Here is a 14,984-nt window from a genome sequence, read left to right as displayed (position 1 = left end):
GGACATCCTCGAAGCGGTGAAGCGGAGAACGGCGCAGCTTGTGCCAACGCGAGACGAGGATCTGCGCGCTCTGGCGAAGCGCCGGGGTTACCCCGAGAGACTTAAGGGTGACGCTTCAGCCCGCGCACCCGGTGCCAGATATAGAAGCCGACCAGCGCGATCAGGACCACGCCGATCAGCAGGTCGGCACTGTGGAACGCCGCCTTCACGCGCGGATCGCTGTCCCATTTGTCGCCGAGCTTCATCCCGACCCAGGCCAGCCCGAAGCACCACGGCCACGATCCGACGAAGGTGTAGACGTGGAACGGCACCAGCTTCATGCGCGCGACGCCGGCGGGGAAGGCGATGAACGAGCGGATCACCGGCAGCAGCCGCCCGATCAGCACCGCCATCGAGCCCCAGCGCGCGAAGAACCGGTCGGCCGCATCGAGCTCGCCCGGACCGATCAGCAGGTATTTGCCCCAGCGCTCAGCCATCGGCCGGCCACCACGCTTGCCGATCTCGTACGCGACGATCGAACCCAGATTGCACCCGATCGCGCCCGCGGTGGCGGCGAGATACAAGTCGAACCGTCCGGTCGAGACGAGGTAGCCGGCGAACGGCATGATGATTTCGGACGGCAGCGGGATGCACGCGCTCTCGATCGCCATGAGCAGCGCGATGCCGACATAGCCACCCGACGAGATGACGCCGATCGTGAAGGTGGCGAGGACCGCCAGAATCTTTTCGAACATGGCTCGGTCGATTGCGCGAACCGGGCGACGAAGGAAAGCCCAAAATCGGAACCGGTACGCGGTTCGTTCGCTGGTGCCGCATGACAGATCTCACACTCAACGACGGCCGCACGATGCCCCAGCTCGGCATGGGCACGTGGCAGATCCCCGACAGCCAGGCCGCAGCGATCGTCCGCGCCGGGCTCGATATCGGCTTCCGCCTCGTCGACACCGCCGCGATCTACGACAACGAACGCGGCGTCGGCGACGGCTACAAAGGCTCGGACGCGTTTCTCACCACCAAGCTCTGGAACGACCGGCAGGGCGATGCCGAGGCGGCAATGGACGAGAGCCTGGCGCTGCTCGGTGTCGAGTCGGTCGACCTGTACCTGATGCACTGGCCGGTGCCGAAGCAGGACAAGTATGTCGAAGCCTGGAAGGCGATGATCGCCCTGCGCGATGCCGGAAAGGCCAAGTCAATCGGGGTTTCGAACTTCCTCCCCGAGCACATCGACGCGATCGTCGCCGCGACCGGTGTTACTCCTGCGGTCAACCAGATCGAACTCCACCCGAACTTCCAGCAGCGTGACCAGCGCAAGTATCACGAAGCCCACGGCATCGTGACGCAGAGCTGGAGCCCGCTGGGGCAGGGCAAGACGCTGTTGCAGGACGAAGCGATCGTCCGCATCGACGACAAGCACGGCCGCAGCGCCGCGCAGGTGATCCTCGCATGGCATCTGGCGAACGGCTTCTCGGTGATCCCGAAAGCCTCGGACGCCGAGCATCTGGCGGACAATTTCGCAGCGCTGGACCTGACGCTGGATGACGAAGACATGGCCGCGATCGAAGCGCTCGACGATCCGGCGGGCCGCTTGGGACCGGAACCGAACAGCATGTAATCCTCCCCGGCACGGGGAGGGGGACCGCGACGCGGAGCGGCGGGGTGGAGGGGTTCTCCACGAACGGTACGCCCGCGGTGAGCCCCTCCACCAGCTGCGCTGGTCCCCTCCCCGTACCGGGGAGGATCAGGCGATCCGTCCGCCCACTGTCCGCAGATCCTCGACGAACTGCGCATATTCCTCCGCAGCCTGCGCCGGATCCGGCAACCGCAGCAGATAGCTCGGATGGACCGTGATCCAGGCTTCACCCCCATCCGGCAACTGCAACGCCCGCCCGCGCTCGCGCCCGATCGTCATCACCTTCCCGAACAACGACCGCGCTGCGGTCGCCCCTAGCGCCACCGTCACCTTCGGCTTGATCAGCATCTGCTCCTGCTCGATCCACCAGCGGCAGGCGTCGATCTCGCCTGCGCCGGGCTTGGCGTGGATGCGTCGCTTGCCACGTTGTTCGAATTTGAAGTGTTTCACGGCGTTGGTGACGTACGCGCGGGAGCGGTCGACGCCAGCCTCGGCCATCGCCTTGTCGAACATCTGGCCGGCGGGGCCGACGAAGGGGCGGCCGGCGATATCCTCTTGGTCACCGGGCTGTTCGCCGACGAACATTAGCGGGGCATCAACCGGGCCCTCGCCGAACACGGTTTGCGTTGCGGGCTTGTAGAGCGGGCAGCGGGTGCAGCCGGCAGCTTCGTCACGCAGTGCTTCCCACGCGATCAGGCTGTTACCACCTACCGTGTCGCGCGCCTTCGCGATCATCCCGCTCTCCCTTGCCTGTGCCGCTGCCAGCAGGCCCGGTACCAGCGCGGTCTCGGGCATATTTTTCCAGTATTTCTTCGGCATCTCCTTCAGCATCGCGCCGATCTTGACGCGCGCCGGGTTAAAGATGCTGGCGTAATAGGTCTTCCAGACTTCCTCGGTCGGGTCGCCGTCGGGGGCGTCGGCCTTGCTCGCGCCGGGACCCTCGCTGAGCGCCTTGCCGTCCCAGTGAACCGAGACCTCGGGCGTCAGGATCGACCAGCGCATGCTGGCGAAGCGGTTGACGAAGAACGCGGCGTTGGCGCGGACGATGTGGTGGTCGGGTTCGAACCACGCGACGAAGCGCGTGCCGCCGTCCTCCTCGACCTCGCGGAAACGCAGGAACGCGCGCATCTTGTGGATGTCGCGGCGGACGTCCTTGGCGATCCGGTCGAGGCGGCGGACGAGCGGATCGGCGCGGTCCTCGATCAGTTTTTGTTCGCGGCGGAGGCGGAAGAGCAGCGTGTAGAGCAGGGCGAACCGTTCGGGGTCGCTGCCGAGGATGGCGCTGCGGGCTAGGTCTATGAAGGCGCGGGGGACGGAGAACGCGCCGGGGGGCGGTGCGGGGGCGGGTTCGGCGACGGTTGCGAACAGGTCGACTGGCTCGTCGCCGACTTGCCAGACGACGTCGTCTGGGGGGACGTCCTCAGCGATCAGGCCACGCGCGGCGTCGCGCCAGCCGTCGAAATCGTCGGGTTCGGATAGGGTTACGACGCGCATAATCCTCCCCGGCACGGGGAGGGGGACCAGCGAAGCTGGTGGAGGGGGCTTCCACGAGCGTACCGGTTGTGGTGAGCCCCCTCCACCCCACCGCTGCGCGTCGCGGTCCCCCTCCCCGTTCCGGGGAGGAATGCGGGGGCGTCACGCGAACATTTCCATCTGCTTGGGTTTCGGGGCTACGATCGGGCGCAGCTCCGCACGGTCGGACAGGACGACGGGGCGCCAGTCCTCTGCAATGATGAACGGCCGCAGTTTGGCAACCGAAACCGTCAGTCGCGCGACATCCGCCAGATGCAGCCGGCGCCAACGCCGGCTCGTCAGGATTCCGTTGACCGCCTTCACCCCAAGCCCCGGCACACGCAACAGCATCTCGCGCGGCGCGCGGTTTACGTCGACCGGAAACGACCCACGAAATTTCAACGCCCAGGCAAGCTTCGGATCGATGTCGAGCGGCAGCATCCCTGTGGCGTCGTCGGCAGCCGCTACCACCTCATGCGGCTGGAACTCGTAGAACCGCATCAACCAGTCGGACTGGTACAACCGGTGCTCGCGCATCAACGGCGGGCGTTGCAGCGGCAGCACCGCGCTCGCATCTGGGATCGGGCTGAACGCCGAATAATACACGCGACGCAGCCCGAACCGATCGTACAGCGTGGAAGCCTTCCGCACGATGTCGCCGTCCGTCGCCGCGTCCGCCCCGACGATCATCTGCGTCGACTGGCCGGCAGGCGCAAACTTCGGCGCAGACTTGTACTTGGCCTTCGCATCCTTGCCGTCGATGATCGACGCCTTCACCTCCGCCATCGCAGTCTCGATCCGCACCCCGTCCTTTTCGGGAGCAAGCCGCTTCAACCCATTGGCGGTCGGCAGCTCGACGTTGATCGACACGCGATCAGCATACAGCCCGGCTTGGTGGACGAGTTCGGGATCGGCGTCGGGGATCGTCTTGAGGTGGATATACCCCCGGAAATGATGATCCTCGCGCAACGACCGCGCGACCTCGACCATCTGCTCCATGGTGTAGTTCGACGAGGCGATGATGCCGGAAGAGAGAAACAGGCCCTCGATATAATTGCGCTTGTAGAAGGCGATGGTGAGATCGACCACTTCCTTCGCCGTGAAGCGCGCACGCCGCACGTTCGAGCTCTTGCGGTTGATGCAGTAATGGCAGTCGAAGATGCAGCTGTTCGTGAGCAGGATCTTCAGCAGCGAGATGCAGCGACCGTCCGGCGCATAGGCGTGGCAGATGCCCATCCCCTCGGTCGAGCCGAGCCCCTTACCGTCCTTCGAATTGCGCTTGGTGGTGCCCGACGACGCACAGGAGGCATCGTATTTGGCCGCATCGGCGAGAATCTCTAGCTTTTCACGGGTATCGAGCTGGGCCATCCGTTCGTCTTACGTTCCGGAATCGCAAGTGTCGATTGATCGATATCAACGATCCTCGCGATGAGCGTCAGTCGAAGATATAGCGGAACAGGTCGACGAACCCGCCGAGGCTGACGGGGAGCAGCAACAGGACGAGCGCGTAGAACAGCAGGATGCGGCTCAGCGCCTTCTCGTGGCGGAACTCAGGCTTGCGTGGGGGAAGGTCTTCCTTGCGCGGCCAGATGCTGGATTCGTCGAGGAACATGCGCGTATCATACCGCAAAACGAGACCGCGTTCCGGCAAAATAATACGGAAAAATCGATCTGTATCATTCAGCTGCGAGCAGACCTGTTGCCGCCTGGAGGTCGACCGAAACGAGGCGGCTGACACCGCGTTCGATCATCGTTACGCCGAACAGGCGGTGCATGCGGCTCATCGTGACGGCGTTGTGCGTGACGACGAGGTAGCGCGTGTCGGTGTCGCGCGACATGCGGTCGAGCAGGTCGCAGAAGCGCTCGATATTGGCGTCGTCGAGCGGCGCGTCGACCTCGTCGAGGACGCAGATCGGCGCGGGATTGGTAAGGAATAGGCCGAAGATCAGCGCGACCGCGGTCAGCGCCTGCTCGCCGCCGGATAGCAGGGTGAGCGACTGGAGGCGTTTGCCGGGTGGTTGCGCCATGATCTCGAGTCCGGCTTCGAGCGGGTCGTCGGAGTCTATGAGTTCCAGATGCGCTGCGCCGCCGTCGAAGAGCGTGGTGAAGAGGCGCTGGAAATGGCCGTTGACCGCTTCGAATGCCGCGAGCAGGCGTTGGCGACCTTCGCGGTTGAGCGTGCCGATCGAGCCGCGCAGCCGGTTGACGGCCTGCCCGAGTTCGTCGCGCTCGACCGCGTTGCCGCGCGCGGACTCTTCGAGTTCGGCGAGTTCGGTCTCGGCGACGAGGTTGACCGGGCCGATCCGCTCGCGGTCGGTGGTGAGGCGGTCGTGCGTGGCGGACTCCTCGGCTGGTGCGCGGACGTCGGCGACCGCGAAGCCGAGGCGTTCGGGGAGGACGGGGCGGGGCATTGGAAGCGCTCGCCCGAGAGGCGGCCGAGATCGAGGCGGCGCGCTTCGTGGTTTTCGACGCGGGCGATCGCGCCGGCGCGGGCTTCGCGGGCGACGGCGAGCGCTTCGGTGGCGGCGCGGTGGGCGTCGTCGGCGGTGCGGGCGGTGGTCTCCGCGGTGCGTTCGGTGGCGAGGAGCGCGTCGGCGGTTGTGCGCGCGTCTTGGTGTTCGGCGTCGAGCGTCTCGATTTCAGCGTCGAGGGCGGCGGGGCGAGCGGCGATCGCGGCGAGGTCGGTGCCGAGCGTGGTTTCGCGCGAGTCCATGGCGGCGATGCGCTTGGCGGCTTCACCGGCGCGCGCGCGCCAGCTTCGGGTGTCGGCTTGCGCCGCAGACAGGCGTTCGCGGTGGGTGGCGATGCTGCGGTTGAGCGTGGTGCGATCGGCGCGAGACTGCGCGACGGCGGCGCGGGCATTTTCGGCGTCGTATTGGAGCGCGGCGACCTGGCGCGCGTTGGCGGTGCCGTCGGGGACGGCGGCCATCGCGGCTTCGGCGCGGGTGCGGTCGGCGTGCGCGTCGGCGACGTCGTCGGCGATGCGGTGCGCGCGGACGTCAAGGTCTGCGCGCTGGGTGGCGAGGCGTTCGAGCGCGGCGGCGGCGCGGTCCTCCTGGCGGATAACGTCGCGCGCGGCGGTTTCGGCGCGTTGCAGGGCGGCGCGGGCGGTTTGCGACTGGCCTCTAGCCTGGGCGATCCGCTCGTCGATCGCGGCGCGGGTTCGTTCGGCGTCGTCCAGCGCCTTGGCCGCATTGGGGCGGGCGGCCTGGAGTGCGGCGAGGCGGTTGCGGCGGACGAGGCGTTCGGCGGCGGCCGCGCCGGTCCCGGTTTCGGTGAAGCCGTCCCAGCGGCGGAGTTGGCCGTCTCGGGTGACGATGCGCTGGCCGACGGCGAGGTGATGCTGGCCGTCGGTGTCGACGACGAAGACTTGCGCGAGCCGGCGGGCGAGGGCGGGGGCGCTTCGACATGCTTTGCCAGCGGTTCGGCGTCGGTCGGCGGGGCGGGGTCGTCTTTGCGGGGCTTGGCGCCTGCCCATGCATCGAGGCCGGTGTCGAGATCGTCGCCTAGTGCGGCGGCGAGTGCGCGTTCGTAGCCGGTGCTGGCCGAGACATGGTCGAGCAGCCGGTCGCGGCCGCTGCGCTGTGTTGCCTTGGTGAGGGCCGTCACTTCGCTGTCGATCGCGGCGAGGTTTGCGCGGGCGGTGGCGCCGGTTGTTTCGGCGGCGTCTCGCGCGCTGGTCGCAGCGGCTTCGTCGGTGTCTGCCTGGGTGATGGCCTGGCGAGCGGACTCGGCGGCGGCGGTCGCGGCGTGTCGGGCTTCGGCGGCGGTTTCGCGCTCTGCGGATAGCGGGGCGGGGTCGCCCAGCGCGCGGAGGGCGGCGGCGATCTGCGCGGCGTCGCGATCGGCGCGGTCGGCGCGGGTGCGGGCGGCGGCGAGGGCTGCGCTGGCGACGCGGACTTCGGCGGCGTCGCGGGCTTGCGTGGCGAGCGCCTGGGCCAGCGCGACTTCGGCGTCGCGGGCGCTGCGTTCGGTTTCGGCGAGGGCTGCGTTGAGATCGGGGATCGCGGCGGTGGCGTCGGCGATCGCGGTGTCGAGCGCCCTGGCCTCGTCGGCGAGGCGGGCAAGCGCCGCCGCAGCGTCGCTGGCGAGCGATCCTTCGCGGGCGCGGTCGTCGGCGATTCGGGCGCGGGCGTCGGTGAGGTCGGCGATCCTGCGCTCGACGCTGGCCTTTTCGGTCTTGAGCGCGGCGAGGCGGTGGGCGAGATCGCCGACCAAGTCGCGCGCGGCGAGCGCTGCGGTGCGGGCGGTAGCGACGGCTTCGATCGCGCGGTGCTGGTCTGCGGCGGCTGTGCGCTCGGCTTCGGTGGTGGCGTGGACGCGGGTTTCGGCGGCGGTGGCTTCGGCCTTGGCGGCATCGGCTGCGGAGGCGGCCTCGCGCCAGCGAGAGAATAATGTGCGCGCTTCGGCGACGCGGATCTGCGCGGAGATGAGGCGGTAGCGTTCGGCGGCGCGGGCCTGGCGTTTCAGGGTGGCGGCGCGCGCGTCCTGGTCGGAGATGATCTCGTCGAGCTTGGCGAGATTGGCTTCGGTGGCGCGGAGTTTGCCCTCGGCGTCCTTGCGGCGAACGTGGAGGCCGGCGATTCCGGCGGCTTCCTCGAGCATCGCGCGGCGGTCGGCGGGTTTTGCGGCGATGACCGCGCCGATCTTGCCCTGGCTGACGAGCGCGGGGGAGTGCGCACCGGTGGCGGCGTCGGCGAAGAGCAGGCCGACGTCCTTTGCGCGAACGTCGCGGCCGTCGATCCGGTAGGCGGAGCCGGCGCCGCGTTCGATCCGGCGGACGATCTCGCGTTCGTCGCCCGCAATTTCGGCGAGGATCGAGACTTCGGCGAAGTCGCGCGGCGGGCGGGTCGCAGTGCCGGCGAAGATGACGTCTTCCATGCCGGCGCCGCGCAGGGATTTCGCGCTCGCCTCGCCCATCGTCCAGCGGAGCGCTTCGAGGAGGTTGGACTTGCCGCAGCCGTTCGGGCCGACGACGCCGGTGAGGCCGGGTTCTATGCGGAGATCGGCGGGGTCGACGAAGCTCTTGAAGCCGGTGATGCGGAGGCGCTTGATCTGCATTCTTGCGCCCCCCGACGGTTGGTTTTGATCGTGTGCCGAACCGCCGAGCTTGTTTCCCCGCGAAGGCGGGGACCCAGACTGGGCTCCCGCCTTCGCAGGAGAACACGGAAGAACTGCCCTCAGATCAACCTCCACCTCCCCGGCGGAGGCCGGGGCCCAGTTGGAGAGGTGGCAGTAACGGAACGCAGCGCTGATCAGCGACGTCCCCCAACTGGGCCCCGGCCTTCGCCGGGGTGGTAGTTACTTGTGGAGCGGTTAGCTTACGCCCCAGCGGCCTTCAGCGCCTTCTCCATCTGGTCCCAGCTCACGACCTGGTCGAGCTTCTTGTCGTTGATCAGGAACGTCGGCGTGCCCGTCACGGTCCCCGCCTGCATCGCGTTCTCGGTAGGCTTGGCCATCACTTCGAGCTGCTTCTGATCCGCGAGGCAGGCGCGCGCCTTTGCTTCCGGGATCCCGCGCTGCTTGACGAAATCGATCGCGCCCATCTGTTCGGCGAGCTTCGTCGCGACGACCGTCGGCGGCTGGTTGGCGAGTGCCTTCTGCTGGTCGGGGGTCATCGCCTGGAGCTTGTCGAGGAAGGCGATCTGGTTGCCGTACATCTGCTCGAGGATCGGGAAGAACGGCGCGACGCCGCCGCACTGGCCGAGCAAAGTCAGCGCCACGTCGGGTGCGCCGTGGACGAGGAAGTCGCGGAATTCGAAGCTGACCTTCCCGGTCGAGACGTACTTTTCCGTCAGTGGCTTGTATGCCTCGCGGCCGAACGCGCCGCAGGTCGGGCACGAGCGCGCGCCGTATTCGACGAGCTTGATCGGCGCGTTCGGGTTGCCCATCAGATAACCCTCGGGGGTCTTCACGACCGTCTCGGTCCAGTTCTGGCCGGCGGGGGCTGCGGCGGCGGCGACCGGCGCGGCGGCGGGCTGGTCGACGTTACCGGTCGAATCGTTCTTCGAGCAGGCGGCGAGCGCGAGCGGCAGGACGGCGAGCGTGGTCAGGAACTTCATCGGGTTACTCCAGTGGATCACGTGAATTAGCGGGCGCCGGCCTTGCGTAGCGCGGGTTCGAGCTGTTCCCAGCCGACATGGGGTACGATCTTGCCGTTGAGGTAGAAGGTCGGCGTCGAGTCGATCTCATTCGGCGCGTCGGCGGTCAGTTTGACGATGCGGTCGATCTCGGGCTGGTTGGCGAAGCACGCGTTGATCGCGGCGTCCGAGAGCCCGCGTGCCTTGATCATCGCGGTCAGGCCGGAGCCGTCGGCGTTGGCGCGGATTTGCGCCGCCGCCGGGTACATGTTCAGGCGCGCGGCGTTGCCCTGCTGGTACTCGATCCCGCGCTCGAGCCATTGCGGCTGCGCGGCGAAGATCGCGGACGAGGTGGCGGAGAAGCCTTTCGGGCCGGTGCAGCGCGCGAGGATCGCTGCCGACAGGTCGAGCCGGTCGCGGATGAAGTGGCGGAATTCGAGGCTGGTCGAGCCCGATGCGATCATCTGGCGCTTCAACACGGGTTCGGACTTCACCGAGAAGTCGGCGCAGTGCGAGCAGGTGTAGCTGGCATATTCGACGAGCTTTACGCGCGCAGCGGGGTTGCCGATCAGGTACGCGCCCGAGGGGAGGATGCGCGCGGTCTGCGACCAGTCGCGCTTGGGCGCGGCACCGGTCAGCAGGAAGAGGGCGAAGACGGCAAAGAGGACGCGCATCAGTTGATCCTGGGAAGGCCGTGCGTCGAGGCGACGCCGGCGGCGAGGGATTCGAGGACGGCACGCAGTTCCGGATCGGCGATGCCCTTCAGGCTCATACCGAGATCGACGGGGACTGGGCGGATCGATGGCGGTGCTTTGCGCGGTACGGGGGCGGCGACTTCGCCCTGGCGGATCGCGACCTTTACGATCGCGGCGTAGCCGAAGAAGCGGTTCACGCGCTCGATGATCTCGGGCGCGATGTGCTGCATCATCGGGGCGTGCGCGCCGCGGACGGTGAGGGTCAGGACGCCGTCCTGCTTCTTGCCGACCGGGAAGCGGATCGATTCGGGGATGCTCGCGCCCGCCAGTTTTGCGCCGACGATCTCGGGCCAGCGGCTGACGATCGACGACTGGACGAAGCCGAATCGCCGGAATGCCGCGCCGCCGATCGCGGGCAACAACTCGGCGACCGCGCGCGAACGGTTCTCACGCGGGGCGTCTGGGTCGGTCTTGCCCTTAATGCGCTTCGTCGCCGGCTTGGGCGTCGCAGATTTAGGCACGGAAACGGGCGGCTTGCTCATCCGCAATCCCATGCCATAGGCGACGCGTGAACGCCAAGCGCTCTTCGGTCTCCGGGGCCCTGCTCGACTGGTATGACGCGCATCGCCGCGACCTGCCGTGGCGCGCGAAGCCGGGCGAGACGATCGATCCGTACCGGGTGTGGCTGTCCGAGGTGATGTTGCAGCAGACGACGGTGGCGGCGGTGACCCCGCGGTTCCTGGCGTGGACCGCGCGGTGGCCGGACTTCGCGAGCCTGGCGGCGGCGGACGATGCCGATGTGATGGCGGCCTGGGCGGGGCTTGGCTATTATGCTCGGGCGCGCAATCTGGTGAAGGCGGCGAAGGCTGTCGTCGCGGAGCATGGCGGCGTATTTCCGCGGACCGAGGTGGAGCTGCGCGCGCTGCCTGGGCTCGGCGCTTACACGGCCGCGGCGGTGGCGGCGATCGCGTTTGGCGAGCGCGCGGTGGTGGTCGATGCGAATGTCGAACGCGTAGTCGCGCGGCTGTTCGCGATTCAGACGCCCTTGCCGGCTGCGCGTCCTGCGATTCGGGTCGCGGCGGATTCGATCACGCCGGACGCGCGGGCGGGGGATTTCGCGCAGGCGATGATGGATCTTGGGTCGGGGATCTGCACGACGCGCGCGCCGAAGTGCCTGCTGTGTCCGATCCGCGCGTTTTGCGAAGGCTTCAAGCAGGGCGCGCCGGAGCGGTTGCCGGTAAAGGCGAAGAAGGCGGCAAAGCCTCAGCGCTACGGGACGATCTTCTGGCTGGAACGCGACAGGCAGGTGTTGCTGGTGCGGCGGCCGGACAAGGGTTTGCTCGGCGGGATGCGCGCGTTTCCGACCGGGCCTTGGGGTGAGGTTGCGCCCGGTTTCGAGGACGCGCCGGCGCAGGCTGACTGGCGGATGCTGGACGTTACGGTCGCGCATGGATTTACGCATTTCGATCTGCAACTGACGCTTGCGGTGGCCACGGTCGAGGCGCATCAACCGCGCGTTCCAGCGGCAAGCGAATGGTGGCCGATCGACGGGCTGGATACCGCGGGGCTGCCGACCGTTTTCGCCAAAGCCGGTAAGACCATACGGAGAGCTGCATGAAACTGGTGCACTGGATTTCGACTGGCGGCCTCGCCGCGCTAGCCGCCGCCACGGCCTATGCCCAGCAGGCGCAGCTGCGTCCGCAGCCTTCGCCTCAGGTCCGCCCCACGCCGCGAATGACGATCCCGGTTAATGCGCTGCTGCCCGCCACGTCCGCGCTGTTCGACAGCTATGTCGCGCAGTACAAGATGCCGGGGATCGTTGGTGCGTTCGGCGCCGGCGACGGTCCGACCCTGTTTCCGTCCGCGGGTAAGATCAGCGACGATCCGAACGCGCCGGCGGCGGGACCCGACTCGCTGTGGCGCGTGTATTCGATGTCCAAGCCGATCACGGGCATGTCGGCGATGATGCTGGTCGAGGACGGTAAGCTCAACCTCGACGATCCGGTCAGCAAATATATCCCGGCGTTCAAGGACATGAAGGTCGCGACCAGCCCCGACACGTCGCTCGCCACGCGCCCGGCGACGCGGCCGATCACGATCCGCAACCTGCTGACGCATACCGCCGGGCTCGGCTACACGATCGTCACCAAGGGGCCGCTGCTCAAGGAATATGAGCGGCTCGGGATCCTGCCGCTGTCGGTCAGCGCGGCGATGGAAGAGAAGATGCGGCCCGTCCGGCCGGCATCGCTCGAGGAATTCGCCAACCGCGTCGCGACGCTGCCGCTGATCGCGGACCCCGGCACCAAGTGGAGCTACTCGATTGGGCTCGACGTGATGGGGCGCGTTATCGAGGTCGCGTCGGGCATGAGCTTCGAGCGGTTCGTGCAGACGCGGCTGTTCGATCCGCTGAAGATGAAGTCCAGCTTCTGGCAGGTGCCGCAGAGCGAAGTCGGGCGGCTGGCGACCAACTACGCGTTCGTCGGCGATACGCGCACGCCGCTTGATCCGGCGGCGACGTCGGTGTTCCTCCAGAAGCCGAGCTTCCCGTATGGCGGTGCCGGCCTTGTGATGTCGGCGCGAGATTATGACCGCTTCCTGCACATGATCCAGGACGGCGGCATGCTCGACGGCGTCCGCGTGATGAAGTCCGAGACGATCGCGCTGGCGACGTCGAACCTGCTGCCGACAGGCGTGGTGTTCGGCGGAGTCGGTGGCGGCACCGGGGGTACGCAGGGGAGCAACATGGGCTTCGGCGCGGGCGGTTCTGTGGTGCTCGCGGATACGCCGAACGGGCCGGGCAAGGGCACCTATGCCTGGGGTGGCGCCGCGGGTACGATCGCTTGGGTCGATCCGTCGAAGCATTCGCGCGGCAACGTGATGGTCAATTACTTCCCGGCGGACCGGATACCGCTGCGCCAGCAGGTGGTCGCGGCGCTGCTCCAGGATGCGGCGAGGTTGCGCCGATGAGCGTGATGGACCCACCTGGGTTTACCGGAGGGACGCTCGACCGGTCCGATGCTTTGCGCCACGATCCGGAAGGGCTGGCGGCGGCACAGCGCGACTGGCGCGCGCGGCTGCTGGTGCTGGATGGGTTGCTGCCCGGTACGACCGACGACGGGCACCTCGCCTGGACGTCGATGGCGGACATGCCTGACGATGCCGAGCCGATCCTGCTTGGGCTCGACGAGAGCGGAAGGCCGCATTTCGCGGCGCTGCTGGCGGGCATGCGCGTCGACAATGCGCCGGCGATGCGGTCGCCTGCGCTGATGGCGGTACTGGCGTCGCTCGCACCGGGTGAGGCGGCGACCTATGCCGGCGCGCGGAGTGTCATCGACTGGCATGTCCGGCATGGCTTTTGCGCGAAGTGTGGATCTCCGACCGAGGTTTTCAGAGCCGGTTGGGCGCGCAAATGTCCGAACTGCGGGACCGAGCATTTCCCGCGCGTTGACCCGGTGGTGATCATGATCGCCGAGCATGACGGGCGCGCGTTGCTCGGGCGGGGCAAGGGGTGGCCGCCGGGGCGGTATTCCGCGCTCGCCGGTTTCGTCGAGCCCGCCGAGTCGATCGAGGAGGCGGTTGCGCGCGAGATTCTCGAGGAGTCGGGCATTCGGGTCGGCAAGGTGCGGTATGTCGCGAGCCAGCCCTGGCCGTTTCCGTCTTCGCTGATGATGGCATGCGTTGCCGAGGCGGAGGACGATGCGATCACGCTCGATGTGAACGAGCTCGAGGATGCGATGTGGGTGCCGCGTGAGATGGTGCGCGCGGTGCTGCGCGGGGAGGAGGGGCCGTTCGTGGCGCCGCCGCCTTATGCGATTGCGTATACACTGCTGAGGGAATGGGCGGGGGAGTAGGTGAGGTGTCTCCACGCGGGCACCACCCCGGCGGAGGCCGGGGCCCAGTTGGAGAGGTCGCAGTAACTAGACGCTGCCGTTCGTTACCACCGTCCCCCAACTGGGCCCCGGCCTCCGCCGGGGTGGTGCCTGTGTTGACGGCGGTGGCGCCTACCTAAGCCGCGATCTTCAACTCCTGCATCACATCCGCCGTGATCGACAGGCTCCGCTTGCGGGCCTCGTGATCGTAGATCGCGCTGGTCACCATGACCTCGTCGACGCCGGTCCGCTCGACGAACGCGGCGATGCCGCGGGCGACCTTGGCCGGGCTGCCGACCGCCGAGCATTGCAGTACGTGGTCGAGGATCTGGTTGCCCTGCGCGCCGAGCGAATCGCGGTAGCTGGCGAGGGGGGCTTCATCTTGCCGGGATTGCCGGTGCGGAGCGCCACGAACGACTGCTGCTGCGAACTCGCGAGCAGTTCGGCCTCGGCATCGGTTTCGGCCGCAAAGACATTAAAACCGGCCATGACGTGCGGCTTGGCGAGGCGTGCCGAGGGGCGGAAGTCGCGGCGGTAGATCGCGAGCGCGGCATCGAGCGCATCGGGCGCAAAGTGCGAGGCGAACGCGTAGGGCAGGCCGAGTGCCGCCGCCAGCTGTGCGCCGAACGTGCTGGAGCCTAGGATCCACATCTCGATGTCCGCGCCTGCACCCGGGGTCGCGACGATGCCGGTCTGGCCGTCGTTGGCGAAGTAGCTCTGGAGCTCCATGACATCCTGCGGGAACGCGTTGGCGTCGGTTTCCAGCGTGCGGCGCATCGCTCGGGCGACGCGCTGGTCGGAGCCGGGTGCCCGGCCGAGGCCCAGGTCGATGCGGCCGGGGAAGAGCGCGTCGAGCGTGCCGAACTGCTCGGCGATCGTCAGCGGCGCGTGGTTGGGAAGCATGATGCCGCCCGAGCCGACGCGGATGGTCTTCGTGGCGGCGGCGATGTGCGCGATCACGACGGCGGTCGCGGCCGACGCGATGCCGGTCATGCCGTGGTGCTCGGCGACCCAGTAGCGCTGGAACCCGACGCTCTCGGCGTGCCGCGCGAGGTCGGCCGCGTTGGCGAGCGATTGGGAGACGGTGCCGCCTTCGATGACGGGGACCAGATCGAGCAGGGAATAACGTGTCATGCGGTAGAGATAGGTACCGACCGGTAGCTTATCCAGCCCCGTCCCATCTTACGCCTGTCGACCT

Annotated in this window: 12 protein-coding genes and 1 pseudogene; 4 read left to right on the top strand and 9 right to left on the bottom strand. The window is 67.9% G+C overall.

What is annotated here, in order from left to right; all coding sequences use genetic code 11:
• Window positions 1–101 precede the first annotated feature (101 nt).
• Window positions 102–734, bottom strand: a complete 633-nt coding sequence (locus QP164_RS11625) for a DedA family protein (protein WP_277984403.1) — start codon at window positions 732–734, stop codon at window positions 102–104.
• Between the two features lie 80 nt (window positions 735–814).
• Between QP164_RS11625 and QP164_RS11620 the strand changes: the two genes are divergently transcribed.
• A complete protein-coding gene (locus tag QP164_RS11620) occupies window positions 815–1,612 on the top strand; it encodes an aldo/keto reductase (RefSeq protein WP_333923224.1) in 798 nt (265 codons plus the stop codon).
• A 126-nt stretch (window positions 1,613–1,738) separates the two neighbouring features.
• Here QP164_RS11620 and QP164_RS11615 read toward each other — a convergent pair whose 3' ends face one another.
• The 7 genes and pseudogenes from QP164_RS11615 to QP164_RS11585 all read right to left on the bottom strand — a co-directional run bounded on the left by QP164_RS11615 (window position 1,739) and on the right by QP164_RS11585 (window position 10,459).
• On the bottom strand, window positions 1,739–3,124 hold the full coding sequence (locus QP164_RS11615) for a UdgX family uracil-DNA binding protein (protein ID WP_333923223.1): 1,386 nt from the start codon (window positions 3,122–3,124) through the stop codon (window positions 1,739–1,741).
• Window positions 3,125–3,265: 141 nt separating this feature from the next.
• Window positions 3,266–4,510, bottom strand: coding sequence for a putative DNA modification/repair radical SAM protein (locus QP164_RS11610; protein WP_333923222.1), 1,245 nt, complete (start codon window positions 4,508–4,510; stop codon window positions 3,266–3,268).
• 67 nt (window positions 4,511–4,577) lie between these two features.
• On the bottom strand, window positions 4,578–4,754 hold the full coding sequence (locus QP164_RS11605) for a hypothetical protein (protein WP_333923221.1): 177 nt from the start codon (window positions 4,752–4,754) through the stop codon (window positions 4,578–4,580).
• A 64-nt stretch (window positions 4,755–4,818) separates the two neighbouring features.
• Window positions 4,819–8,203 (bottom strand): annotated as a pseudogene (locus QP164_RS11600) (chromosome segregation SMC family protein).
• Window positions 8,204–8,463: 260 nt separating this feature from the next.
• Window positions 8,464–9,204: a thioredoxin domain-containing protein gene (locus QP164_RS11595; protein ID WP_056051660.1), complete on the bottom strand. Its 741-nt coding sequence runs from the start codon at window positions 9,202–9,204 to the stop codon at window positions 8,464–8,466.
• A 26-nt stretch (window positions 9,205–9,230) separates the two neighbouring features.
• Entirely contained in the window at window positions 9,231–9,896 is a 666-nt protein-coding gene (locus QP164_RS11590) for a thioredoxin domain-containing protein (RefSeq protein WP_333923220.1), read from the bottom strand.
• The gene (locus tag QP164_RS11585) at window positions 9,896–10,459 is read right to left on the bottom strand and encodes a DUF721 domain-containing protein (RefSeq protein WP_333923219.1); all 564 of its coding nucleotides are present in this window, start codon (window positions 10,457–10,459) and stop codon (window positions 9,896–9,898) included. Before QP164_RS11585 ends, QP164_RS11590 begins: the two co-directional genes overlap by 1 nt.
• Before the next feature lie 26 nt (window positions 10,460–10,485).
• On the opposite strand from QP164_RS11585, the gene QP164_RS11580 reads away from it, so the two are divergent.
• The 3 genes from QP164_RS11580 to nudC are packed head-to-tail and all read left to right on the top strand — an operon-like array spanning window position 10,486 to window position 13,768.
• Window positions 10,486–11,535 carry an A/G-specific adenine glycosylase gene (locus QP164_RS11580; protein ID WP_443027437.1) on the top strand — a complete coding sequence of 350 codons (1,050 nt, stop codon included), beginning with the start codon at window positions 10,486–10,488 and terminating at the stop codon, window positions 11,533–11,535.
• Complete coding sequence (locus QP164_RS11575; RefSeq protein WP_333923218.1) at window positions 11,532–12,884, top strand: serine hydrolase domain-containing protein; 1,353 nt, start codon at window positions 11,532–11,534, stop codon at window positions 12,882–12,884. Before QP164_RS11580 ends, QP164_RS11575 begins: the two co-directional genes overlap by 4 nt.
• 5 nt (window positions 12,885–12,889) lie before the next feature.
• A complete protein-coding gene (gene nudC, locus QP164_RS11570; RefSeq protein WP_333924240.1) occupies window positions 12,890–13,768 on the top strand; it encodes an NAD(+) diphosphatase in 879 nt (292 codons plus the stop codon).
• A 240-nt stretch (window positions 13,769–14,008) separates the two neighbouring features.
• Here the strand turns inward: nudC and QP164_RS11565 are convergent, their stop codons facing one another.
• Window positions 14,009–14,920: an LLM class flavin-dependent oxidoreductase gene (locus QP164_RS11565; RefSeq protein WP_333923217.1), complete on the bottom strand. Its 912-nt coding sequence runs from the start codon at window positions 14,918–14,920 to the stop codon at window positions 14,009–14,011.
• Between the last annotated feature and the right edge of the window lie 64 nt (window positions 14,921–14,984).

The organism is Sphingomonas sp. LR59, from assembly GCF_036855945.1.
Lineage (GTDB): Bacteria > Pseudomonadota > Alphaproteobacteria > Sphingomonadales > Sphingomonadaceae > Sphingomonas.
Note: the sequence above shows the minus strand (reverse complement) of the source record. Positions and strands in the feature narration are given on the sequence as shown.